The organism is Paenibacillus nanchangensis, assembly GCF_046543445.1.
GTDB lineage: Bacteria > Bacillota > Bacilli > Paenibacillales > Paenibacillaceae > Paenibacillus_AQ > Paenibacillus_AQ nanchangensis.
This window is the reverse complement of the sequence record NZ_JBHOFD010000001.1, coordinates 132,803-155,963: the sequence shown is the minus strand read 5'-3', so window position 1 is coordinate 155,963 and position 23,161 is coordinate 132,803. Positions and strand designations below refer to the sequence as shown.

Sequence of the window (23,161 nt, the reverse complement as noted above, 5' to 3'; positions counted from 1 at the left end):
ATGACATGACGCCATATCAGGTATTAGTGGTTGACGACTCGGCATTTATGCGCAAAATCATTTCCGATTTGATAGAGAAGGACCCGGAATTCCAAGTAGCGGGCACGGCGTCGACCGGCAGGGAGGCCATCGAGACCGTAGCCCGGCTGAAACCCGACCTCGTTACAATGGACGTGGAAATGCCGGAGATGAACGGGCTGGAAGCGCTGAAGTCCATTATGGCTGCCCGGACGCTGCCGGTCATTATGCTTTCGGGAATTAACGAACAAGGGATGAAGGAGACGATCATGGCGCTGGAGTGGGGCGCGTTTGATTTTATCCGCAAGCCATCCGTAACCAATTCCCAGGATATCTCGCAGGTGGGGGAAGAGCTTCGCATGAAGCTGCGCGAAGCGATCGCAGCGCGCCGGCCGCATCCGGCGGCACCGTCTTCCGCGCAGCCGGAGGCTCCGCAATCGGCTGCGCCTGCGGCCTCGCCGGTGACGCGGCCGGCGGATGCGGGCCGACCGGCGGAGCCGCCGGCACGTCCGGCAGCGGCGAAGCCCGCAGAGCCGGCAGCACGGCCGCAGGAGCGGCCGGCGGCCCAGGCGGAGCCGAAGCCGGCTCCGCGCCGGGCACGCGCGGCCGAGCCGGCGCCGGGCCGGCCCGGGCAGCCGCCGAGAAGCGCGGACGCGGCAGCTTCGGCCAAGGCGCCGGGAACCGCGGCGCAGCCGAAGCCGTCCGCTGCAGCGCCGGCCGGCTCTTCGGCGAAGCCTGCTGCCGCAGCGCAGCCGCCGCAGCCGCCGGCCGGGCAGCCGGACCGGAAGGCTGCCGCCGGATCGCTGCGCAAGCTGGTCGCCGTAGGCACGTCGACGGGCGGACCCCGGGCGCTGAAGGCGCTGCTGGAGAAGATCCCGGCGGATTTTCCGGCGCCGGTCGTCATCGTCCAGCATATGCCCGCAAGCTTCACCAAATCGCTGGCCCAGCGGCTGAACACCTTCAGTCCGCTTGAGGTGGTGGAGGCGGAGCAGGGCATGGTGCTGAAGCAGGGCATGGCCTATATCGCACCCGGCGGCTATCATATGAGGATTGTCCCAGCGTCCGGCGGGCAATACGCCGTATCTTTAAATAAAGAAGAGACGCGCAACGGACACCGTCCTTCAGTCGATACGCTGTTCGAATCGCTGCTGCCGCTGACCTCGCTGGAGCGCCATGCGGTGCTGATGACAGGAATGGGCAACGACGGCGCCAAAATGATGAAGGCCCTCTACGACTCCGGCGTCACGTCGACGTTTGCGGAGAGCGAAGAGACCTGCGTCGTTTACGGGATGCCGAGATCGGCCGTAGAGCTGGGATGCGTCACGCATATCCTTCCGCTGCAGTCCATCGCTCCCAAGCTTACACAAATCGTTAAATAACGGAAATGCGAACTTAGAGGAGGTGTCTCACAATGGACATGAACCAATACCTATCCATGTTTATTGATGAGTCAAATGATCATTTGCAGTCACTAAACGAAAATATGATGGGACTGGAGGCAAACCCGGAGGACCTGGGCATTGTACAGGTCATTTTCCGTTCCGCTCATACCCTGAAGGGGATGGCGGCGACCATGGGATTCGAAGATCTTGCGTCGTTGACCCACCAGATGGAGAATGTGCTTGATTTGGTGCGTAACGAAAAGCTGAAGATGCAGGATTTCATCTTCGACACGTTGTTCAAAGGCCTGGACGCCTTGGAATCCATGGTTCAGGACATTACGGCGGGCGGACAAGGCAAAGCCGACGTCTCTTCGATCGTGGCCGACCTGCAGACGATCGTCCGCGGTGAAATCCCATCGGGCGGCTCCGCCGCCGCAGCAGCGGCTCCTGCCGCTCCGGCGGCCGCCGAGACACCTATCCTCCTCGACGAATTTCAGCTTTCCGTATTAGAGCAGTCCGTACAGGAAGGGCATCACGTGCTCTATCTTGAAGTGGGCATCCGCCCCGATTGCCAACTGAAAGCCGTTCGCGCCTATATGGTCTTCGATCTGCTGGAGCGCTCCGGCGAGGTCGTCAAATCGTTCCCGTCGGTGCAGGACATCGAGCAGGAGAAATTCGAAAACGGCTTTTCGTTATATTACATAACGCAGAAGACGGGTAAAGAAATTGAAAGCATGGTGCTTGGCCTCTCCGAGATCGACAAAGCTAATGCCGTGGAGCTGGATGTAGAGTCCTTGACCCAGCTTGGCGCCGGCGCCAAGGAAACCGCGGCAGCGGCAGCAGCGCCTGCTCAGGCGGATGCGCCAAGCTCATCCCAGCCGGCGGCAGCTCCCGCCCCGGCAGCAAAAGCGGCGGACGAGTCCCGCAAGCCGGCCGCCCAGCGTTCGGCGGGCGCACCGTCGCGCACGATCCGGGTCGATATCGAACGGCTGGACGTGCTGATGAACCTGTTCAGCGAGCTGCTGATCGACCGCGTCCGGCTGGAGCAGCTGGCGGCCGAAGCCCAGAATCAGGATCTGACCGAAACAGTGGAGCATATGAGCCGGGTCAGCGCCGATCTGCAAAACATCGTCATGAAGCTCCGGATGGTTCCAGTAGACACCGTGTTCAACCGGTTTCCGCGGATGGTCCGGGATTTGGCGAAATCACTGGACAAAAAAATCGACCTCGTCATTACCGGGGCCGAAACGGAGCTTGACCGGACGGTTATTGACGAGATCGGCGATCCGCTTGTGCATCTGCTGCGCAACGCGATCGACCATGGCGTGGAATCGATCGCGGACCGCGTAGCCGCCGGCAAACCGGAGACCGGCACGGTGCAGCTGCGCGCATTCCACAGCGGCAACCATGTCTTCATTGAAATTGAAGACAACGGGGCAGGCATTAACCGCGAGAAGGTGCTTAAGTCCGCCATTAAAAAAGGCGTGCTCACCGCTGAAGAAGCCGCCGCGCTGTCCGATGAGGAAGCGTATCAGCTGCTTTTTGCGGCCGGGTTCAGTACAGCAGAGGTCATCTCCGATATCTCCGGCCGCGGCGTTGGCCTGGATGTCGTCAAGTCGAAAATCGCTTCGCTCGGCGGCAATGTGACGGTATACTCGACGCTCGGCAAAGGAACAACCTTCTCCGTGCAGCTGCCGCTTACGCTGTCTATCATCTCCGCCATGCTGATCCGGCTCGGCTCCGAGAAATATGCGATTCCGCTGTCGTCCATTGTGGAAACCAGCATCATCAAGCAGAATCAGATCCGGACCATTCACGGCAACCGGATGATCGAGTTCCGCAATTCGCATATTCCGCTTGTATCGGTGGCCAAGCTGTTCCAGGTGCCGGATTTTGACGAAACCCAAGAGGAAGAAACCGAAGTGGTCGTTATCCGCAAAGGCGAGCGGCTTGCGGCGTTGGCCGTTGACGACTTTATCGGGCAAAACGAAATCGTCATCAAAAATCTCGGCAAATATTTGCCGGAGGTGCTCGGCATTTCGGGAGCTACCATCCTTGGCGACGGCCAGGTAGCGCTGATCATCGATCCCAACGCTTTCATCAAATAATCAGGGTAATTCAGGGAGGGCTTTTCCATGGCGGAAGATATCAAAGTGATAGTGTTTAAACTGGGCACCGAGGAATACGGCATTGAAGTGGACAAGGTTCAAACCATCGAACGCATGATGCCGATCACCCGTGTCCCCAAAACGTATGCGTTCATCAAAGGCGTCATCAATTTGCGCGGCGTTGTTATTCCGGTCATTGACCTGCGCGGCCGCTTCGGGCTGCAGGAAGCCGAGCCAACCGATCAGACGCGGATCATCATCGTTGCGGCAAACGAAATGGAAGTAGGCTTCATTGTGGATTCCGCAAATGACGTCATCGATCTGAACCGCGATTCCATCGATACGCCGCCGGATGTTGTCGGAGGGGTGAAGGCCAAGTATCTGGACGGCGTGGCCAAAGTCGGCGAAGATCGTCTGCTGATTATGCTGAACTTGTCCGAAGTGCTGAACAAAAGCGAAATCTCCATGCTGGAAAGCCTAGAGGACTAAACCGATGGAACTGTTCAAGCACCAGAAGGATTTTAAAATGGACGTGCTGCGCGAGGTCGGCAATATCGGTGCCGGCAACGCCGCCACGGCGCTGTCCAGACTGCTGAACAAACCGATCGACATGGCGGTGCCCAAAGTGCAGTTCCTCGGGTTCGACGAGATCACCGAGAAGGTGGGCGGAGCGGAGGAACTGGTCTACGCGGTGTTTTTCCGGGTGGAGGGGGAAGCTCCCGGCAACCTGTTTTTCATCCTGACGCCGGAAGCGGCCCGCAATCTGCTTGGACGTGTGGCCGGTCTTGAGGTTTCGGAGGACGGCGACCTGTCGGAGATGGAGCTGTCGGCCTTAAACGAGATCGGCAATATTTTGGCCGGTTCCTACCTGTCGTCGCTGGCAGATTTTACCCGGTTGTCAATGTACCCGACCGTCCCTGGACTGGCGATGGATATGGCCGGCGCGATTTTAAGCTACGGGCTGTTGCAGTTTGGCCAAATGGGCGACGACGCCCTGCTGATAGATACTACCTTCCTGGAAGGTCATGACGAAATCGAAGGCCAGTTTTTCCTGATCCCCGATCCGGAATCGTTTACCAAAATTTTTCAGTCCCTGGGAGTGCCGGTCGAGGATGATTGATGATAAAAGCCTGATTAAAGTGGGAATGGCCGATCTGAATGTCGGCAGCGGCGACAGCTTTATCCGGACAACGGGACTTGGCTCCTGTGTAGGACTAACCTTGTTTGATCCGGTTACCAAAATCGCGGGGATGGCGCATGTGATGCTGCCCTCCTCCGATATTTCCAGAGACGGGCAGCTGAACGTGGCGAAATTCGCGGACACGGCGGTTCCCGAGCTGCTGTCCCGGATGCTGGCGCAGGGAGCGGCGCGCAGCCGGCTTGTCGCCAAAATGGCCGGCGGGTCCCAGATGTTTGCTTTTACCTCGGGCAACGATACGATGCGGATTGGTCCGCGCAATGTAGAGTCCTGCAAGCAGATGCTCGAATCGCTGAACATCCCGCTGGTGGCTGAAGATACCGGAGGGAACTATGGCCGGACGATCGAGATTGCCTGCAGCACCGGTATTTTATATATTCGCAGCGTGCAAAAGGGCGTTAAGGAATTATAATGATGATAGGAAACCTGTTCTTTAATATCGTGTTTGGGTTGATCGGTTTTGTCCTTACTTTTCTCGTGACTATGGGAAATAATCTGCTCATGACCAGCCTGATCCGGGGAATCTTCGGTTTTATTTTGTGGTTTCTGCTTGCTTTTATATTAAGATGGGTATTGGGTTTTATTGTAAAGCAATCGGCTCCTCCTGAACCCGACTTCACATTGCAGGAAGAAAGTGAAGCTGGCCTCGGCGAACAGCTGGACTTGACCACGCCGGACGAGGACGAGGAACTGAACAATCTGCTTAAGCCTAAGCCGGACCCGGCAAGCCAAAGCAGCGATCCGGGCTTTACGCCGCTTCAGCCACCGAAGCTGGTCTCCATGAAAGATCCTGAAGAATTGGCCAAGGCCGTTCGTCACCTGAAAGAAGAAGAATAGGCGGCTGCCGGGGAGAGGACAAGCAGCACCGGTGCTTCCCCCTTGCATTAGCCGCTGACTACACTTTGGGAAGGGTGAAAGCTATTGAACGAGCGTAAAGCTTCTAATGTGGAAAACGACTCGCTCTGGGAACGCTGGAAAGAACACGGCGACCTGGAAGCCAAAAAAAAGCTGATCGAAAATTATCTTCCTATCGTGGACTATGTATCTAGCCGTCTGGCCGTAGGTCTTCCCAAAAATGTGTCAAAAGACGATCTGGCGAGCAACGGGGTTATGGGCCTGATCGACGCGATAGAGAAATTCGACTACAAACGGGGGCTGCAGTTTCAGACCTATGCCTCCTGGAGGGTCAGAGGCGCGATTCTCGATTCGCTCCGGCAGGGGGACTGGGTTCCCCGGTCCGTAAGGGAAAAAGCCAAAAAAATCGAGGACGCCTACCAGCAGCTGGAGCAAAAATATTTAAGGTCGGTATCCGACGAGGAAATGAGCCGCTATCTGAATATCAGCGAGCAGGAGTTCCAGACAATGCTTCAGGACGTGGCGGTCATGTCGTTATGTTCCCTGGAAGACCCGATTCGCGAAGAAGAGTCCGAAACCCGGATGTCCATCCTGGTCGACGACAAAGCGAAGAACCCGGACAGCCGGGTCAATGAATTTTATTTGCGCGAGACGCTCGCGAAAGGCATTGAAAAACTGACTGTGAAAGAAAGGACCGTCGTGTCCCTATTATATTATGAGGATTTATCCTTGAGCGAAATTGCGGAAGTGATGTCACTGTCGCCATCGAGGATATCTCAGCTTCACTCGAAAGCCATCTTGCGGCTCCGGGGGACGCTGGACAAGAACCGGGATCTTCTGATGCAAAACGATTAATTTTAACGGAGGGTGTTAAGGAGGAGTATCCATGATTGGGAATTACGCCTTGGCTGCTTACTTAAGCGTTACACTATCGGACGACAAAGGAATCGCATACTTGCAATTCTCCAAGAGAGACGAGAACTTCTCCTGCACCGAAGAAGACATCAATGGGTTCTTGCAACAAAATGGAATTGTATACGGGATTCAGCGGGACGTCGTCCGGCGCCTGGCCAGTCATCCGGAGGAGTATTTTTGGAGCCGGACGCCGATTGCAATCGGCGATGAACCAGAGCACGGCAGCGATGGCCGTGTCGTGCTGAACATCGATCTCGACGGGGGGGACGAGCACCGGCCGCTGGAGAAGGAAGACGGAAAGGTCGACTACAAAGAGCTGGTCCGGCTGAACAATGTCAACAAAGGCCAGCTGATCGCTAGACGGCTTCCTCCGTCCACGGGCAAACCGGGCCGTGCCGTTACCGGTGAAGAGATTCCCTGCCGTCCGGGCAAAGAAGCGAAATTCAAGGTCGGCAAAAACGTGCTGGTCGACGCCGAGGAGACGGCGATGTATGCAGCGATGGACGGGCTCATTACCAAGACAGACAACGGCAAAATCAATGTGTTCCCGGTATTTGAAGTAAACGGCGATGTCGATTACAGCACCGGCAACATCGATTTTGTCGGCACGGTCGTTATCCGGGGCAACGTGCTGACGGGATTTACGGTCAGATCCGCCGGAGATATCCGTGTTGTAGGCGGCGTGGAAGGCGCGGAACTGACGGCCGGCGGCTCGATTGAAATTACAGGCGGCATTATTGGTTACAACAAGGGTTCGGTCAGCGCCGGGCGCAATGTGAAAGTTTCCTTTATTCAGGACGGGAACGTAGTGGCCGGGGAGGATGTGATCGTCTCCCAGAGCATTATGCATTCCACCATCCGCGCGGGCAGAGATGTGCTCTGCAACGGAACCAAAGGTCTTATTGTAGGCGGTACCATTCAAGCAGGAGAGCGGGTCGTCGCCCGAACCATCGGCAACACGATGTCCACGGCGACGGCGATTGAAGTGGGTGTACTCCCCGAGCTGCGCAATGAAATGACTGACCTCCGGCAGCAGCTGAAGCTGATCGCCGACAATGCGGACAAAACCAACAAAGCGCTGTATCTGCTGAATCAGCTGGCGGCTAGCGGCCAGCTTCCCCCCGACAAAGTCGCAATGCGTGTGAAGCTGAATGCGACAAAGCACTCCCAGGCCCGTGAAGAGGCGGCTATCCGGGAACGAATTCTTGAAATCGAAAAGCTTCTGGAAGACACCGTGCGGGCCAAAGTGGAGGTTGTGCGCACGATTTACGGGGGCTCTAAAATCGTAATTGGAAGATATACCCGATTTATTAAGGATCCTACAGAACGGGTTGCGTTTGTGTTCCGGAACGGCGATATTGACATGATTCCCAAAATTTAGCCGGCGCCCGCCGCCGGCAGGAACAGGGAGGAAAAGCGATGAGTCTTAAGCCCGTTGAGCTTCAAATCGCCGTGCCCCGCAGCACCGAAGCGGGCCGGATCCAGAATGAACTGATGCACCGGCAGGCCGCCGACCAGCAGCAGCTGGCCGGCCAGAATATTAAGGAAAGCCGGGAAATCAGCCAGCGCAGCACCGAAGTCGACGAGACGTTTGAGACAGCGGTGCGGGACGACGGCAGACGCGGACAAGGCGGCGGCGAATCCTCCCATCCGGGACAAGAGCGGGAGACTGAAACGGCGCAGCCCGCGGCGCATCCGTACAAGGGCCGCCGGATCGATCTTTCGCTTTGACCGCCGGCCGATACCATTAATTAATCAAAGGGGAACGAACAGCTTGGAACCATGGGTATACATCGTACTGCTTGGAGGCGCGGCGTTTGGCTATGCGCTGATGCTGCCGAAAAGGGCGGCGGAAGGAGGCGCGGGCGCAATGGATCGCAAAGATATCGAATCCGCATTGGAGCTGTATATGGCGGACGTGGAGCGGGAGAACGAACAGCTGATTGAGCTTGTGACGCAGCTGAAACAGCAGGCGGAAGACAACCAGACCGCGTATCAGCGCCAGATGCAGAACATGCAGGCCCGTCTGGAAGAGCTGGAGCGGAGGTCGCTTCAGCTTGACGCAAGGGTGGCGGCCGGAGAAAATGGCCTGCTCCAGCTTGCGATGACAATTGGCTCCGCTCCGGGCAGCCGGCCTACGGAAATCGCATTTCCTGAAGGCCAAGAGGCGGCGCCGGCGGCTGAAGAGCCGGCCGAGACGAAGCCGTCCATCAAGCAGCGGTATCCGGAGCTGTTCGAACTGCATGAACAAGGCAAGTCGGTCGATGCAATTTCCCGGGCCTGCGGCCTGCAGCGCGGTGAAGTGCAGCTGATTCTCCAACTCGCGAAACAGGAGGAATCGGCGTGATCAAAAACCGTACGTTTATGCTCGGCCTGGGAGCTGGCCTCGTTGCCGGCGCGCTGCTGCTGCAGCTGATGAATGCGTCCAGGGATTTGCAGGCCGCAAGCCAGCCTCTGACGAAGGAGCAGGTGATCCAGGAAGCCGAACGGCTGGGACTTGCGGTGTCGGACCCTGCAGCCGGCGGACCGGAAGGCGTGAGCGCTTCGGCTCCGCCGCAGACGAGTCCGGCACCAGCGGCTTCTTCGCCGGCAGCTTCCGCTCCCGCGGCGAGCGCAAGCCCCAAGACGCCGCCGTCCCCGCCGGCTGCAGCGTCGGCTCCGGAGGCTGCAGCCGCGCCTTCGTCGCCGGCGGCACCGGCAGAGGCGAAGCCGGAGAGCGCCGCGGCCCCATCGGCTGAGCCAATAGCCAGCGCGAAACCGCCCGCTAACGCCAAGCCGCCGGTCAGCGCGAAGCCGCCAGCCAGCGGAATGACTTCCGCGAATGCGAAAGCGCCAGCGGATGGCAAAACACCGGCTAGTGCGAAACCGCAAGCCAGTGCCAAGCCGCCAGCAGGCGTAAAAACACCGGCTAGCGCGAAGCCGCCTGTAAGCCCGAAACCGCTCGCTACCGCACGGCCCGCAAACACGGAATCTTCCGCTACCGCGCCGCCCGCAATTGCCAAACCGTCCGCAGCCCCGCCGGCGGCCACGGCTGCTGCCGTACCGCAGACGGATGCGGCCGGGCGGATTGAATTGAGCATCCCAAGCGGGCTCAACTTGAGCGACGTGGCCGACTTACTGCAGGAAAACGGCGTGATCGCGGATAAAAATGAATTTTTACGCAAAGCCGACGCGCGCGGGATCAACAAAACGATTCAATACGGACCGTATTCATTCGACAAAGGGGAGAGCAGTGAATCAATTATTACAAAGCTCTCGACCCCGAAGTAACCGGTCTCGCTCAAAAAAAGCTATACAGTAGGCGTTGCATCCCGCCCGTTCGTATGGTATATTAATTGACGGTGTTAAAACACACGCCGGTTGATTTCGACAAGCGGTGCTTTCTTCTGAAGAAAGTCTTGGCGAAAAATGACCCCGGCGGAGGACACACACAAAAACCAAATTAGGAGGTGCGTGAAGATGGCAGTAATCTCCATGAAACAGCTTCTCGAAGCTGGGGTGCACTTCGGACATCAAACCCGTCGCTGGAACCCGAAAATGGATCGTTATATCTTCACCGAAAGAAACGGAATTTACATTATTGACCTGCAAAAAACGGTCAAAAAAGTGGAAGAAGCTTATAACTTCGTGAAAGGTCTGGCTGGCGAAAACGGCACGATTCTTTTCGTAGGTACGAAGAAGCAGGCTCAAGACTCCGTGAAAGAAGAAGCTGAACGCTGCGGAATGTACTACATTAACCAGCGCTGGCTCGGCGGAACGCTGACCAACTTCCAAACGATCCAAAAGCGGATCGACCGTCTGAAAACTCTTGAAAAATGGGAAGAAGACGGCACATTTGCTGTCCTGCCTAAAAAAGAAGTAATCATTCTCCGCAAGGAGAAAGACCGTCTCGAGAAATTCCTCGGCGGTATCAAGAACATGAGAGGCCTGCCGAGCGCCCTGTTCATCATCGATCCTCGTAAAGAGCGTATCGCGGTTGCGGAAGCCCGCAAACTCGGTATCCCGATCGTTGGTATCGTTGACACGAACTGCGATCCGGACGAAATCGATTATGTTATCCCGGGCAACGACGACGCAATCCGCGCCGTTAAACTGCTCACCGGCAAAATGGCCGACGCGGTTGTGGAAGCTCACCAAGGTGAAGACACAACAACGGCTTAAGGCATTAACCAACAAGAATTGAAATGAAAAGGGTGGTTGGCAGGTGAATAACCTTTCACTGCCCTTTTTTTGGGATTAAGCAGCAATTGCATTTCGACAACTAAACAATGTGGAGGTTTTAATCAATGGCAGTAGACGCAAAATCCGTTAAAGAACTCCGTGAAAGAACGGGCGCAGGCATGCTGGACTGCAAAAAAGCGCTGGAAGAAGCAGGCGGCGATCTGACGAAAGCAGCCGAGCTGCTCCGCGAAAAAGGCTTGTCCGCAGCGGCTAACAAAGCCGGCCGCGTAGCGACTGAAGGCGTTGTAGAATCCTACATCCATGCCGGCGGCCGTATCGGCGTACTGGTTGAAATCAACTGCGAAACCGACTTTGTAGGCAAAACGGACCAGTTCAAGGAATTTGCCCGCGACATCGCCATGCAAATCGCCGCAGCGAGCCCGCGTTATGTTCGCCGTGAAGAAGTTCCGCAAGAAGAAGTAGAGAAAGAAAAGGAAATCCTGAAGGCACAAGCCCTCAACGAAGGCAAACCGGAAAAAATCGTCGAGAAAATGGTGGAAGGCCGCATCAGCAAGTTCTATGAAGAGCACTGCCTGATGGAACAAGCGTTCATCAAAGACCCTGACAAAACGATCTCCAACCTGCTGAACGAAAAAATCAGCACGATCGGCGAAAACATCACGATCCGCCGTTTTGTCCGCTACGAGCTGGGCGAAGGCCTGGAGAAGAAAGTCGACAACTTCGTAGAAGAAGTTATGGCTCAAGTTAAACAATAATCAAAGCGCCAAGAACAATCTTGTCTGCTGCGAATATAGATCAGCATCCAAAAGAGCGGAACACATTGTGTTCCGTCTTTTGTAAAAAAACAAGCGCGTATATAGCCTGCAAAGGCCCGCTGCAAAGTGAGGGTATTGAATTTGGAACAGCCTGTATTTAAAAGAGTGGTTCTCAAAGTCAGCGGGGAATCGCTGGCGGGACAAAACGGATACGGCATCGACGCCGAAACGATTATCTCCATCGCCGAACAGGTGAAAGAGGTCGTTGAGCTTGGCGTACAGGTGGCCATCGTTTGCGGCGGCGGCAACATTTGGCGCGGCATCGCGGGCAGCGCCAGCGGAATCGACCGGGCGACCGCCGATTATATGGGCATGCTGGCGACCGTCATGAACTCGCTGGCCCTTCAGGATGCGCTGGAGCAGATCGACGTGCCGACCCGTGTCCAAACGTCAATCTCCATGCAGCAAATCGCCGAGCCTTACATTCGCCGCCGGGCGATTCGTCACCTGGAAAAAGGCCGGGTTGTTATTTTTGCCGCCGGCACGGGCAATCCGTTTTTCTCTACCGATACAACCGCGGCGCTGCGCGCGGCGGAGATCGAAGCCGAAGTCATTCTGATGGCGAAGAACAAGGTCGACGGCGTTTATTCCGCCGATCCGTTCAAAGACAGCACGGCCGAGAAATACGATACGCTTACTTACCTGGATGTGCTGAACAAGAATCTGGGTGTCATGGATTCCACCGCATCCTCCCTCTGCATGGACAATAACATACCGCTCATCGTGTTTGCCATTACGGAACAAGGCAACATCAAACGCGTCGTTCTCGGCGAAAAAATCGGAACGATAGTTAAAGGGAGTGTATAATCATGCCGCAAGGAATTAAAAACAGCGCGGCCGAGCGCATGGAAAAAGCAATCGGCGCGCTCAAACGCGATCTGTCGACCCTGCGGGCCGGACGCGCCACCCCGGCGCTGCTGGACCGGATTCAAGTCGATTACTACGGAACGCCGACGCCGCTCAACCAGCTGGCTAATATCAACACGCCGGACTCCAGAACGCTGCTGATTCAGCCTTGGGATAAGTCTTCCCTGGCCGATATGGAGCGGGCGATCATGAAGTCCGATCTTGGACTTACCCCGGCGAACGACGGGAGCAGCATCCGTCTTTCGATTCCGCCGCTTACGGAAGAGCGCCGGAGCGAACTCGTCAAGATGACGAAGAAATTTGGCGAGGAAGCCAAGGTTGCGATCCGCAACATCCGCCGCGATGCCAACGACGACATCAAGAAGCTGGAGAAAAACGGCATTTCCGAAGATGAGTCGAGAGGCCACCAGGAAGAAATCCAGAAGACGACGGACAAGTTCATTGCCGAAGTCGACAAAGTGCTTTCGGCCAAAGAAAAAGAGATTATGGAAGTATAAAGAATTGCAAGAGACCTGCGGCCCCTCCGATTATGGTGGGGTTTGTCTCTTTCTCATATGAGCTTGGAGGAAACGTCACATGATTAAACGGGTTCGATCGTGGCTCGGCCAAGAACCAGCGCCGCAGCCGGTGGACATTACGCCGGACAATATTCCCGAACACGTTGCCGTCATTATGGACGGTAACGGACGCTGGGCCAAACGGCGTGGGCTTCCGCGCATCGTTGGCCACCAGAATGGCATGAAGGCGGTCAAGCGCGCGACGATCGCCGCGGATGAGCTGGGAATTAAATATTTGACGATGTACGCCTTTTCGACGGAGAACTGGAAGCGGCCCAAAGAAGAAGTTGATTTTTTGATGCGGCTTCCGGAAGAGTTTTTGGCGATCGAGCTGGACGAGTTGATCGAGAAAAACGTTCGGGTACGGGTAATGGGCGATTGGGACGGCCTGCCTTCCTACACCCAGCGGGCGATGGAAGAAGCGGTCTCGCGCACGTCGATGAATAATGGACTTATCCTTAATTTTGCTTTGAATTACGGCGGACGAAAAGAGATCGAAGACGCGGTGCGCGAACTGGCACGCGAAGTGCAGGCAGGGAAGCTGTCGCCTGAAGAGATCAGTTCGGATCTGATCGGAAGCCGGCTCCTGTCGGGCGGACTGCCCGATCCGGATCTGCTCATCCGTACAAGCGGGGAAATGCGCCTGAGCAACTTTATGCTGTGGCAGATGGCATACAGCGAGCTCTGGTTTACAGATATATATTGGCCCGAGTTCGGCAAGGAGCATCTGCTGCAAGCCGTCGCCGAATATCAGCGCCGCAACCGCCGTTACGGCGGCCTCAAGTAAGCCTGACGGGAGTTGAACATCTTTGAAGCAGCGATTGATCACCGGAGTTATCGCCGGAGCCTTATTTATCGGATTATGTCTGCTTGGCGGCTGGTGGTATCATCTTCTTCTGATCGGCATGGCTTTAATCGGGTATTACGAGTTCGTCAAAATGACGGGGGTTTCGCCAGCAGGCGGAACGGCGCTCTGGGGTTACCTCGGTATCATTGCCTTTATGGCACCGTGGGGACTTATGGATTCCCGCGCTCCGCTGACCTGGGAACAGCTCGTCTGGTTTGTGCTGTTCGGTTTTTTGTTAATCACCGTGCTGACCAAAAACAAAACGGACATCCGCCAGTCGGCGCTGCTGTTTACCGCGGTTGTTTACATCGGCTCAGGATTTTACTACATGGCATTTACCCGCTCGGCTCCGGACGGCCATGGACTGCTGTGGACGTTCCTGCTGCTGTTCTGCATCTGGGGCAGCGATGCTGGGGCTTATTTTGTCGGCAAGGCAGTGGGCAAACATAAGCTCTGGCCGGCAATCAGCCCGAACAAAACGGTCGAGGGCGCTGCCGGAGGAATTGTAATCTCCATGATTATTGCGGCTGGATTCGCCGTATTTGGACCCGATTCGCTGTCAATTGGACGGGCCTTGGCCATTGGCCTTTCCTGCGCGGTTGTCGGCCAGTTGGGCGATTTGGTTCAATCTGCATACAAAAGAGCTTACGGCATCAAGGATTCGGGTTCGCTGCTGCCGGGGCACGGGGGCATTCTGGACCGCTGTGACAGCTGGATCGTTGTGTTTCCGTTTGTACATATGATTTTGCTGATGCCCTATTGACGCCTTGAAGGCGGTTTGCCGAAAAAGCGGCGGAGAAATCAAGAGAGAACAAAGGAGCGGTTATGAAAAAAATCAGCGTACTTGGTTCCACAGGCTCCATCGGCACGCAGACGCTTGATGTGGTAGCCATGCATCCGGGCGAATTTGAAGTGGAGGGACTGGCCGCTGGCAGCAACACCGGACTGCTGCTGGAGCAGGTGCGCCGCTTCCGGCCCAAACGTGTCTCCGTTGGTTCGGCTGAGCTGGCGGAGCAAATCCGGCCGGATCTTCCCGCGGGCGTAGAGCTGTTCAGCGGCAGCGACGGGCTTGTTGAGATTGCCGGGGGCGGTGATGCGGAGCTGGTCGTCACGGCGGTCATGGGCAGTGTTGGACTGCGCTCCACACTGGCTGCGATTGAAGCCGGCAGAGATATCGGGCTGGCCAACAAAGAAACGCTCGTAACCGCCGGACACCTGGTGACGGAACGCGCCCGGGCCAAGGGCGTGCAGCTGCTGCCGGTGGACAGCGAGCATTCGGCGATTTTCCAGTGCTTGAACGGGGAAATCCTGGCCGAAGTCGAGGCGATTACGCTTACGGCTTCAGGCGGCTCGTTCCGGCACTTGAGCCGGGAAGAGCTGGCCGGGGTGACGGTGGACGATGCGCTCCGCCATCCGAACTGGTCGATGGGAGCCAAAATTACGATCGATTCCGCGACGATGGTAAACAAAGGGCTGGAGGTTATTGAAGCACACTGGCTGTTTGGTCTGCCTTACGATCAAATCCGGGTGCTGCTTCATCCCGAAAGCATCGTGCATTCGTTTGTGGAATTCCGCGACAGCAGTATCATCGCGCAGCTGGGCAACCCCGACATGCGGGTGCCGATCCAGTACGCGTTAACTTATCCGCGCCGCTGGCCTTCGCCCGCACGGCGTTTGTCTCTGGCGGAAGCCGGCAGTTTGACGTTCCGGGAGATGGATCTTACGCGTTATCCTGCGCTTAGACTGGCCATGGACGCCGGGAGAGCCGGCGGAACCACGCCAACGGCGTTTAACGCCGCAAACGAGGTAGCAGTTGCCCGTTTTTTGCGGCATGAAATTTCGTTTCTGCGGATTGAAGAGATCATTGCGGAGGTGCTTGAACGGCATTCCAACCAAATGCAGCCTTCTCTGGAAGCAATCGAGGCCTGCGACAAGCGGGCACGGGAACTGGCTGAGCAGCTGTAGCGTTAGCAGAAGACTTGGACTGTTTGATTCTCTTGTGCCGGATCGGAGAATAATGATAAATTAAGAGGACAGACTTCGATCTCACACCTAAAGGGGGATGTTAGGCTTGGAAACGGTTCGGGTCGTATTTTTGACGGTGCTCATGTTCTTCGTCCTGGTGACGGTTCATGAATGGGGCCATTTTTATTTTGCCCGGCGCGCCGGTATCTTGGTAAGGGAGTTCGCTATCGGTTTCGGTCCGAAACTGTTTTCTTATAAACGCAAAGAAACCCAGTTTACGCTGCGCTTGCTGCCGTTTGGCGGTTACGCCCGCATGGCCGGCGAAGATCCGGAGATCGTTGAGATTCAGAACGGCCAGACGATTGCGGTGCGGATCGGCCAGGACGGCAAGGTCAAGAACATTTATACAGATCAGCTCGATAACCGGCGCAACGTGATCCGCGGCGAAGTGGAGTCCATTGATCTTGAGGATACGCTGCATGTTGAACTGAATGTCGATGGAGAGCGGGTCCGGTATGACGTGCACCCGCAGGCCATGATGATCAAAGGCAGCCAGCAGACGCAGATTGCGCCGCGCGACCGCCAATTTGGCAGCAAAACGGTCGGGCAGCGTTCGATGGCGATTGTAGCCGGGCCTGTGATGAATTTTCTGCTTGCTTTTGTTTTGTTTGCACTGCATATTCAGATGACCGGTGTTGTGCTGGAGAACCCGGCATACGTGAAGATCGGCAACGTCAGCAGCGGGATGCCGGCTGAAAAGGCCGGACTGAAGGAAGGCGACATCGTGGTGGCGATCAACGGCGAGCAGATTGGCGGGGATTACGAGCGGATGATTAATGTAACCGCCGCTTCCAAAGGAAAGCCGATGGATTGGACGATCCAACGGGGGGAGGAGACGTTTCACGTTAATCTGACCCCGGAAGAAATGGAAGGCCAGCAAGGCGGCAAGGTTGGTATTTCACCGGAGCTGCCAACACGCTCCGCAGGTTTCGGGGAGACAATTTCGGGAGCCGGACAGGACATGGTTGATACGACCAAAATCATTTTTGTCGGCTTCAAAAAGCTGATCAACCAGTTTAATATGAATGATATTAGCGGTCCGGTCGGCACCTTCCAGGTGACGGGCCAAATTGCCCAGCAGGGCATTGTACAGCTGACATATTGGACGGCGATTTTGAGCTTATACCTGGGGATTTTTAATCTGCTGCCGATCCCGGCGCTGGACGGAAGCCGTCTGATCTTCCTCGGCGTGGAGGCGGTGCGGGGCAAGCCCATCGATCCCAGCAGGGAGGGGATGGTGCATTTTGTCGGGTTCGCTATGCTGTTCCTGCTGATGCTTGCCGTCACCTACAACGATATTTTGCGGCTGATCAGCGGCTGACGCGGGACGCCGGCTCAGGCGTGCGGCGATAGAAGAATCAATTACGGGAGGAATTCCATTTCATGTCCAATAATAACAACAAACAATTTGTTACGGAGATTACGCCGCAAGGCGAAGACTTCTCCCGCTGGTATATCGATGTCATCAAAAAAGCGGACCTGATGGATTACTCGCCGGTTCGCGGCTGTATCGTCTTCAAACCCGACGGGTATGAGATTTGGGAGCATATCCAGCGTGAAATGGACCGCCGTTTCAAAGAAACGGGCCACCGCAACGCTTATTTCCCGATCTTTATTCCGGAGAGCTTTTTCCAGAAGGAGAAGGAGCATGTCGAAGGCTTTAATCCCGAGCTTCCGTGGGTAACCGAAGCCGGCGGCGACAAGCTGGAAGAACGTCTGGCGATCCGCCCGACCTCCGAGACGATGTTCGGACATATGTATTCGAAATGGATTCAGTCCTACCGCGATCTGCCGGTACTTATCAACCAGTGGGCAAACGTTGTCCGCTGGGAGAAACGTACGCTGCCGTTCGTCCGCACAAGCGAATTCCTGTGGCAGGAAGGGCACACGGCGCATGAAAATGAAGCCGAAGCCCGCCAGGAGACGATGCAGATGCTGGAGATTTACCGTGATTTCGTCGAAGGTTATCTGGCGATTCCGGTCATCACCGGGCAGAAGACGCCGTCCGAACGGTTTGCGGGTGCGGTCGATACGTATTCGATTGAAGCGATGATGAAAGACGGCAAAGCGGTACAGGCGGGAACGTCCCACTACCTGGGCACCAAGTTCGCCGTCGCTTTTGATATTCAATACCTGAACCGGGATAACGTGCTGGAGCATGTGCACACCACTTCCTGGGGAACGAGCACACGGCTGATCGGATCGATGATTATGGTTCACGGCGACGACCGCGGTTTGGCCCTGCCGCCAAAGGTGGCGCCGACCCAGGTAATTATGATCCCGATTGGGCCTCCGAAGACCCGCGAAGCGGTGATGAAACGCACGGACGAGCTGTTTTATGAGCTGAAGCAGGCCGGCATCCGCGTGCGTGTTGACGACCGCACCGACGTAACGCCGGGCTGGAAGTTCAACGAATACGAGATGCGCGGCGTACCGGTGCGGCTCGAGCTTGGACCGCGGGATATGGAGAACGGCGTCTGCGTGCTTGTCTCCCGGATTTCGGGCGAGAAGCGGGTGGTGCAGCAGGACCGTCTCGCCGAAGAAGTGCAGGCGATGCTGGAGCAGGTGCATCAAGAAATGTTCGAACGTGCGCTGAAGTTCCGCGAAGATCACTTCTACATCGTTGATACGCTGGATGAAATGAAAGCGGCAATGGATGAGAAGCGGGGCTTTGCGCTGGCAGGATGGTGCGGCTCGGACGAATGTGAAGCAAAGGTGAAGGAAGTGACCGGCGCAACAAGCCGGAACATTCCGTTTGAACCGCAGGAGAAGAAACCGCAGTGCATCTGCTGCGGCAAGCCGGCAGAGCACACGGTTGTTTTTGCCAAAGCGTACTAGAATGCATGAAGTAGTTTGACCGAAATGTAGCTTCTGGCGAAACGAGTCGGCGGGTGCTTTGTCCCAATGCTTTGACGCCGGAAGCTTTTTTTTCGCAGTGGGGAATCCGTGGAGGGGGAAATTATGGAGCACAGCCAAGAGAGAAGACAACGGTTCGAGCTGCTGATGAAGCAGGGGGAAATTCCTCCCGCTATCATCGATCCTTATTTTTTGGACGGGGAAATCGACCGTGTGGAGATCAGCCGGGGCAACCGGGACTGGCATATCGTTATTGCCAAAACCAGCCTGGTGCCCGCCCAAGCCTACCGTACCTTTTGTCTGCGCATGCGCGAGAAGCTGCAGCATATCGCCAAAGTCAGCTTCAAATTTCAATATGATCCGGCGGTGGAACGGGAGAGTATCGTCCGCGAATATTGGGGAATGTTCCTTGAATGGGCGCAGCGGGAAATTCCGTCCGTTAACGGCTGGCTGACCCGTTCGGCGCAGGAGCTTCAGGACGATCAGCTGATCGTAACGCTGAATGACTCCATGGGATTGGAGCTGGCGCGCAAAAAATCAATCGACCAGGCAATCATTACGTTTTATTCCACCTATTTCGCGCTGCCGCTGAAGGTAAAGCTGCAGGTTGCCGACGACAAGGCGGGGCGGGAGCAGGCGTTTGAGGAATTCCAGCAGAAGCTGCAGCAGGAGGAGCGCGAGGTCATCGAGCTGCTGATGTCCAGCATTGAAGCGGAAAATGCCCAGGAAGAGGACGAGTCAGGCGAGCCTGTGAAGCTGCAGGTTGGCTACGACATCAAAGAGCCGCCGGTGCCGCTAATCGAGCTGCAGGACGAAGAGAAAAAAATCACGATTCAAGGCACGATTTTTGGCCTGGACTCGAAGGAGCTCCGCAACGGCAGCACGCTGTTTACCTTCTATCTCACCGATTTTACCGATTCGCTGCAGATGAAGATGTTCGCCAAAACCAAAGAAGATCTCAAGGTCATGGGCCTGCTCGCAAACGGCAAATGGGTAAAAGCGCGCGGCCGGGTGGAATATGACCGGTTTATGCAGATTCCGGAGCTGGTGATGATTCCGTCCGATCTAAACGAAGTTTCGGCGCCGCCGGGACGCAAGGATAATGCGCCTATGAAACGGGTGGAATTCCACCTGCACACGACCATGAGTACGATGGATGCGGTCACGCCGGTGGATGCTTATATCAAAACGGCGGCGAAGTGGGGACATCCGGCCATTGCGGTGAGCGACCACGGCGGCGTTCAGTGCTTCCCTGAGGCGGCCAAAGCCGCCAAGAAAAACGGCATCAAAATGCTGTACGGCATTGAAGCCAACGTGGTTAATGACTCGGTGAACGTGGTGGAAAATCCGCTGCCGATCGATCTGAAAACCGCTACCTACGTTGTTTTCGATATCGAGACCACCGGTTTGTCCATCACCCGGAACAACATTACGGAGCTTGCGGCGGTGAAGCTGCAGGGCGGACAGGAAATCGGACGGTATACCACTTTTGTTAATCCGCATGAAAAAATCCCGTATCATATTCAGCAGCTCACCAACATCACGGATGAGATGGTCAAGGACGCGCCGGACCTGGAGCCGGTGCTGAAGGAGTTTGTAGAGTTCGTTGGAGACGGAATTCTGGTCGCGCATAACGCGCGGTTCGATATGGGCTTTATACAGGCGTCGCTGCGCAAATACGGCATGCCCGAGCTGCCAAATCCGTTCCTGGATACACTGGAGCTGGCCCGCCTGCTGTTCCCGACCATGAAAAACCACCGGCTGAACACGCTGGCCGACAAATACAAGGTGCTGCTCGAAAGCCATCACCGGGCGGTTGACGATACGGTGGCGCTTGGCGGTATTTTAAACGGCCTGCTGAACGATGCGGAAAAAATGCTGAACCTGACGCAGCTCGACCGGCTGAATGATTATGTCGGCAAGGATTTGTCCAACAGCCGTCCGTTCCACTGCGGGATTTACGCCCTGAACATGACCGGCAAAAAAAATCTGTACAAGCTGGTGTCGCTGTCCCACACTGAATATTTTAAACGCGTTCCCTGCATTCCGAAGTCGAAGCTGGTGGAGCTGCGCGAGGGTCTGCTCATTATATCCGGCTGCGAACGCGGCGAGTTTTTTGAAGCGGTGCTGAACAAGACGATGGAAGAAGCGATGGAGGTCGCCCAATTCTACGACGTGCTGGAGATTCAGCCGTTGACCATGTACATGCATCTTGTCGACAAAGGGCTGGTGGGCAGCCCCGAAGACCTGCGTTCCGCGCTGCGGACGGTGTGCGAGATTGGCGAGAAGCTGAGCAAGCCGGTCATCGCCACCGGCAATGTGCATTACCTGGAACCCCGGGACAAGCTGTACCGCGATATTACAATCCATGGCATTACGGGTTTCAGTCCGCTAAAAGACATGCGCAAGCCGGACGCCCACTTCCGTACGACGGAGGAAATGCTGGCGGAATTTGAGTTCCTCGGAGCCGAAAAGGCGATGGAAGTCGTAGTCACCAACACGGTTGAACTGGCGGACCGGTTTGAGGAGCTGGTGCTGTTCCCGGACAAGCTGTTTACGCCGATTATCGACGGGGCTGATCAGGAAATTCGCGACACCTGCTACAATACGGCGAAGTCCATCTATGGTGAGGATCTGCCCGAGGTGGTCGTGGCCCGGCTGGAGAAGGAGCTGGAGCCGATTATCAAATACGGCTTCTCCGCGAACTATCTCATTTCCGAGCGTCTGGTTAAAAAATCGAACCAGGACGGCTACCTCGTCGGCTCGCGGGGTTCGGTCGGTTCTTCGGTTGTCGCCACGTTTCTTGGCATTTCCGAAGTGAATCCGCTGCCGGCCCATTACATCTGCCGCAATTCCGAGTGCAAGCACAGCGAGTGGTTCCTCGACGGCAGCGTGCCAAGCGGCTTTGACTTACCCGACAAGCCTTGTCCAAAATGCGGGCAAATGCTGAAAGGCGAAGGACAGGACATTCCGTTTGAAACCTTCCTCGGTTTCAAAGGCGACAAGGTTCCCGATATCGACTTGAACTTCTCCGGCGAATACCAGCCGCACGCGCATAACTATACAAAGGTGCTGTTCGGTGAAAAAAGCGTGTTCCGGGCCGGCACAATCGGTACGGTCGCGGAAAAAACAGCCTTCGGTTTCGCCAAGAAATACGAAGAGGACCACCATAAGTCTTGGCGCGGGGCCGAGCTCAGCCGGCTGGCCGCCGGTTGTACCGGCGTCAAACGCAGTACCGGCCAGCATCCCGGCGGCATCGTTGTTGTTCCCGATTATATCGAGGTAGAGGATATTACGCCGGTTCAGTTCCCGGCGGACGACGTGAATGCGGAGTGGAAGACCACCCACTTTGATTATCATGCCTTTGACGCCAACCTGCTGAAGCTCGATATTCTGGGACACGATGATCCGACGATGATGCGGATGCTGCAGGATTTGACCGGCGTCGATCCGACCACGATTCCGATGAACGATCCGAAGGTCATGAGCATGTTCAACTCGACCGAAGCGCTTGGAGTGACGCCGGAACAGATCCGGACACAGGTGGCGACCTACGGCGTCCCCGAGATGGGCACGAAGTTCGTCCGCCAGATGCTTGTTGAATCGCAGCCGTCGAGCTTCGCCGACCTGCTGCAGATTTCGGGTTTGTCCCACGGAACCGGGGTCTGGCTGGGCAACGCCCAGGAACTGATTAAAAACAACACCTGCAACATCAAGACGGTTATCGGCTGCCGTGACGATATCATGCTGTTTTTGATTTATAAAGCCGGAATGGATGCGGGTCTCGCGTTCAAAATCACGGAGAGCGTGCGGAAGGGCAAAGGCCTGACGCCCGAGTGGGTCGAGGAAATGAAGCGGTGCAAGGTGCCGCAGTGGTACATCGATTCCTGCCTGAAAATCCAGTACATGTTCCCGAAGGCGCACGCCGCCGCTTACGTTATTTCGGCTGTGCGGACCGCCTACTTCAAGCTGTACCATCCGATTGAATATTATGCGACGTATTTCAGCGTGCGCGCGGAAGACTTTGACATCGAGCTCTGCTGCCAAGGCTACGACGCGATCCTGAAGAAAATTATCGAGATCGAGCAAAAAGGTTTCCAGGCGCTGCCGAAAGAAAAGGCGATGCTGCCGATTCTGGAAATGGCGCTGGAGATGACGGCACGGGGCTTTTCTTTCAAAAGCATCGACCTGTACCGGTCGGACGCAACCCGCTTCACCGTGGATGGGGACAGCCTGATTCCGCCGTTTTCAGCAATGGCCGGTATCGGCGACAATGCGGCGCGCAGCATCGCGGCGTCTAGGGAGGCCGGCGAATACCTGTCGATCGAAGACTTCCAGCAGCGCTCGAAGGCGAGTAAGACGATCGTTGAACTGCTGAACGGACTCGGCTGCTTCCGCGGTCTGCCGGAGAGCAACCAGCTGTCTTTGTTCTGATATTCCTAAGAGACGGCAGCTAACGGAATACGCAAATTATCATTCCTTTAATCACATCATCAATGAGCAAAACCGGAGTCCGATCCGTCCAAATCCCGCTTG

21 protein-coding genes are annotated in these 23,161 nt (G+C 56.1%); all 21 read left to right on the top strand.

From position 1 onward, the window contains the following. Positions 1–5 precede the first annotated feature (5 nt). The 21 genes from ACE6ED_RS00710 to ACE6ED_RS00610 all read left to right on the top strand — a co-directional run bounded on the left by ACE6ED_RS00710 (position 6) and on the right by ACE6ED_RS00610 (position 23,059). Positions 6–1,397, top strand: coding sequence for a protein-glutamate methylesterase/protein-glutamine glutaminase (locus ACE6ED_RS00710; protein ID WP_410825029.1), 1,392 nt, complete (start codon positions 6–8; stop codon positions 1,395–1,397). 32 nt (positions 1,398–1,429) lie between these two features. Next, positions 1,430–3,508: a chemotaxis protein CheW gene (locus ACE6ED_RS00705; RefSeq protein WP_410825028.1), complete on the top strand. Its 2,079-nt coding sequence runs from the start codon at positions 1,430–1,432 to the stop codon at positions 3,506–3,508. A 27-nt stretch (positions 3,509–3,535) separates the two neighbouring features. Next, a complete protein-coding gene (locus ACE6ED_RS00700; protein ID WP_410825027.1) occupies positions 3,536–3,997 on the top strand; it encodes a chemotaxis protein CheW in 462 nt (153 codons plus the stop codon). A gap of 4 nt (positions 3,998–4,001) precedes the next feature. After that, on the top strand, positions 4,002–4,628 hold the full coding sequence (locus tag ACE6ED_RS00695; RefSeq protein WP_410825026.1) for a chemotaxis protein CheC: 627 nt from the start codon (positions 4,002–4,004) through the stop codon (positions 4,626–4,628). Further along, positions 4,621–5,118 carry a chemotaxis protein CheD gene (locus ACE6ED_RS00690; protein ID WP_410825025.1) on the top strand — a complete coding sequence of 166 codons (498 nt, stop codon included), beginning with the start codon at positions 4,621–4,623 and terminating at the stop codon, positions 5,116–5,118. Before ACE6ED_RS00695 ends, ACE6ED_RS00690 begins: the two co-directional genes overlap by 8 nt. Continuing rightward, positions 5,118–5,543 (top strand): hypothetical protein, encoded by a 426-nt coding sequence (locus ACE6ED_RS00685; protein WP_410825024.1) that lies wholly within the window; start codon positions 5,118–5,120, stop codon positions 5,541–5,543. Before ACE6ED_RS00690 ends, ACE6ED_RS00685 begins: the two co-directional genes overlap by 1 nt. An 84-nt stretch (positions 5,544–5,627) precedes the next feature. Then, a complete protein-coding gene (locus ACE6ED_RS00680; RefSeq protein ID WP_410825023.1) occupies positions 5,628–6,416 on the top strand; it encodes a FliA/WhiG family RNA polymerase sigma factor in 789 nt (262 codons plus the stop codon). A gap of 31 nt (positions 6,417–6,447) precedes the next feature. Beyond that, the gene (locus tag ACE6ED_RS00675; RefSeq protein ID WP_410825022.1) at positions 6,448–7,857 is read left to right on the top strand and encodes a DUF342 domain-containing protein; all 1,410 of its coding nucleotides are present in this window, start codon (positions 6,448–6,450) and stop codon (positions 7,855–7,857) included. A 38-nt stretch (positions 7,858–7,895) separates the two neighbouring features. Beyond that, the gene (locus tag ACE6ED_RS00670; RefSeq protein ID WP_410825021.1) at positions 7,896–8,207 is read left to right on the top strand and encodes a hypothetical protein; all 312 of its coding nucleotides are present in this window, start codon (positions 7,896–7,898) and stop codon (positions 8,205–8,207) included. Between the two features lie 43 nt (positions 8,208–8,250). After that, positions 8,251–8,823, top strand: coding sequence for an MPN domain-containing protein (locus ACE6ED_RS00665; RefSeq protein ID WP_410825020.1), 573 nt, complete (start codon positions 8,251–8,253; stop codon positions 8,821–8,823). Continuing rightward, entirely contained in the window at positions 8,820–9,746 is a 927-nt protein-coding gene (locus ACE6ED_RS00660; RefSeq protein WP_410825019.1) for a hypothetical protein, read from the top strand. The genes ACE6ED_RS00665 and ACE6ED_RS00660 overlap by 4 nt, the downstream gene beginning before the upstream one ends. 189 nt (positions 9,747–9,935) lie before the next feature. Continuing rightward, positions 9,936–10,637 carry a 30S ribosomal protein S2 gene (rpsB, locus tag ACE6ED_RS00655; RefSeq protein ID WP_410825018.1) on the top strand — a complete coding sequence of 234 codons (702 nt, stop codon included), beginning with the start codon at positions 9,936–9,938 and terminating at the stop codon, positions 10,635–10,637. Between the two features lie 125 nt (positions 10,638–10,762). Continuing rightward, a complete protein-coding gene (gene tsf, locus ACE6ED_RS00650) occupies positions 10,763–11,413 on the top strand; it encodes a translation elongation factor Ts (RefSeq protein ID WP_410825017.1) in 651 nt (216 codons plus the stop codon). Positions 11,414–11,554: 141 nt separating this feature from the next. Then, positions 11,555–12,280 carry a UMP kinase gene (gene pyrH / locus ACE6ED_RS00645; RefSeq protein ID WP_410825016.1) on the top strand — a complete coding sequence of 242 codons (726 nt, stop codon included), beginning with the start codon at positions 11,555–11,557 and terminating at the stop codon, positions 12,278–12,280. 2 nt (positions 12,281–12,282) lie between these two features. Beyond that, positions 12,283–12,837: a ribosome recycling factor gene (gene frr, locus ACE6ED_RS00640; RefSeq protein WP_410825015.1), complete on the top strand. Its 555-nt coding sequence runs from the start codon at positions 12,283–12,285 to the stop codon at positions 12,835–12,837. A 79-nt stretch (positions 12,838–12,916) separates the two neighbouring features. Next, positions 12,917–13,684, top strand: a complete 768-nt coding sequence (locus ACE6ED_RS00635) for an isoprenyl transferase (RefSeq protein WP_410825014.1) — start codon at positions 12,917–12,919, stop codon at positions 13,682–13,684. 22 nt (positions 13,685–13,706) lie between these two features. After that, positions 13,707–14,507: a phosphatidate cytidylyltransferase gene (locus ACE6ED_RS00630; protein WP_410825013.1), complete on the top strand. Its 801-nt coding sequence runs from the start codon at positions 13,707–13,709 to the stop codon at positions 14,505–14,507. A gap of 62 nt (positions 14,508–14,569) precedes the next feature. After that, positions 14,570–15,709, top strand: a complete 1,140-nt coding sequence (locus tag ACE6ED_RS00625; RefSeq protein ID WP_410825012.1) for a 1-deoxy-D-xylulose-5-phosphate reductoisomerase — start codon at positions 14,570–14,572, stop codon at positions 15,707–15,709. 106 nt (positions 15,710–15,815) lie between these two features. Further along, positions 15,816–17,090, top strand: a complete 1,275-nt coding sequence (rseP, locus tag ACE6ED_RS00620; protein WP_410825011.1) for an RIP metalloprotease RseP — start codon at positions 15,816–15,818, stop codon at positions 17,088–17,090. Between the two features lie 62 nt (positions 17,091–17,152). After that, complete coding sequence (gene proS / locus ACE6ED_RS00615; RefSeq protein ID WP_410825010.1) at positions 17,153–18,607, top strand: proline--tRNA ligase; 1,455 nt, start codon at positions 17,153–17,155, stop codon at positions 18,605–18,607. Positions 18,608–18,730: 123 nt separating this feature from the next. Then, positions 18,731–23,059: a PolC-type DNA polymerase III gene (locus tag ACE6ED_RS00610; RefSeq protein WP_410825009.1), complete on the top strand. Its 4,329-nt coding sequence runs from the start codon at positions 18,731–18,733 to the stop codon at positions 23,057–23,059. Positions 23,060–23,161: the final 102 nt, after the last annotated feature.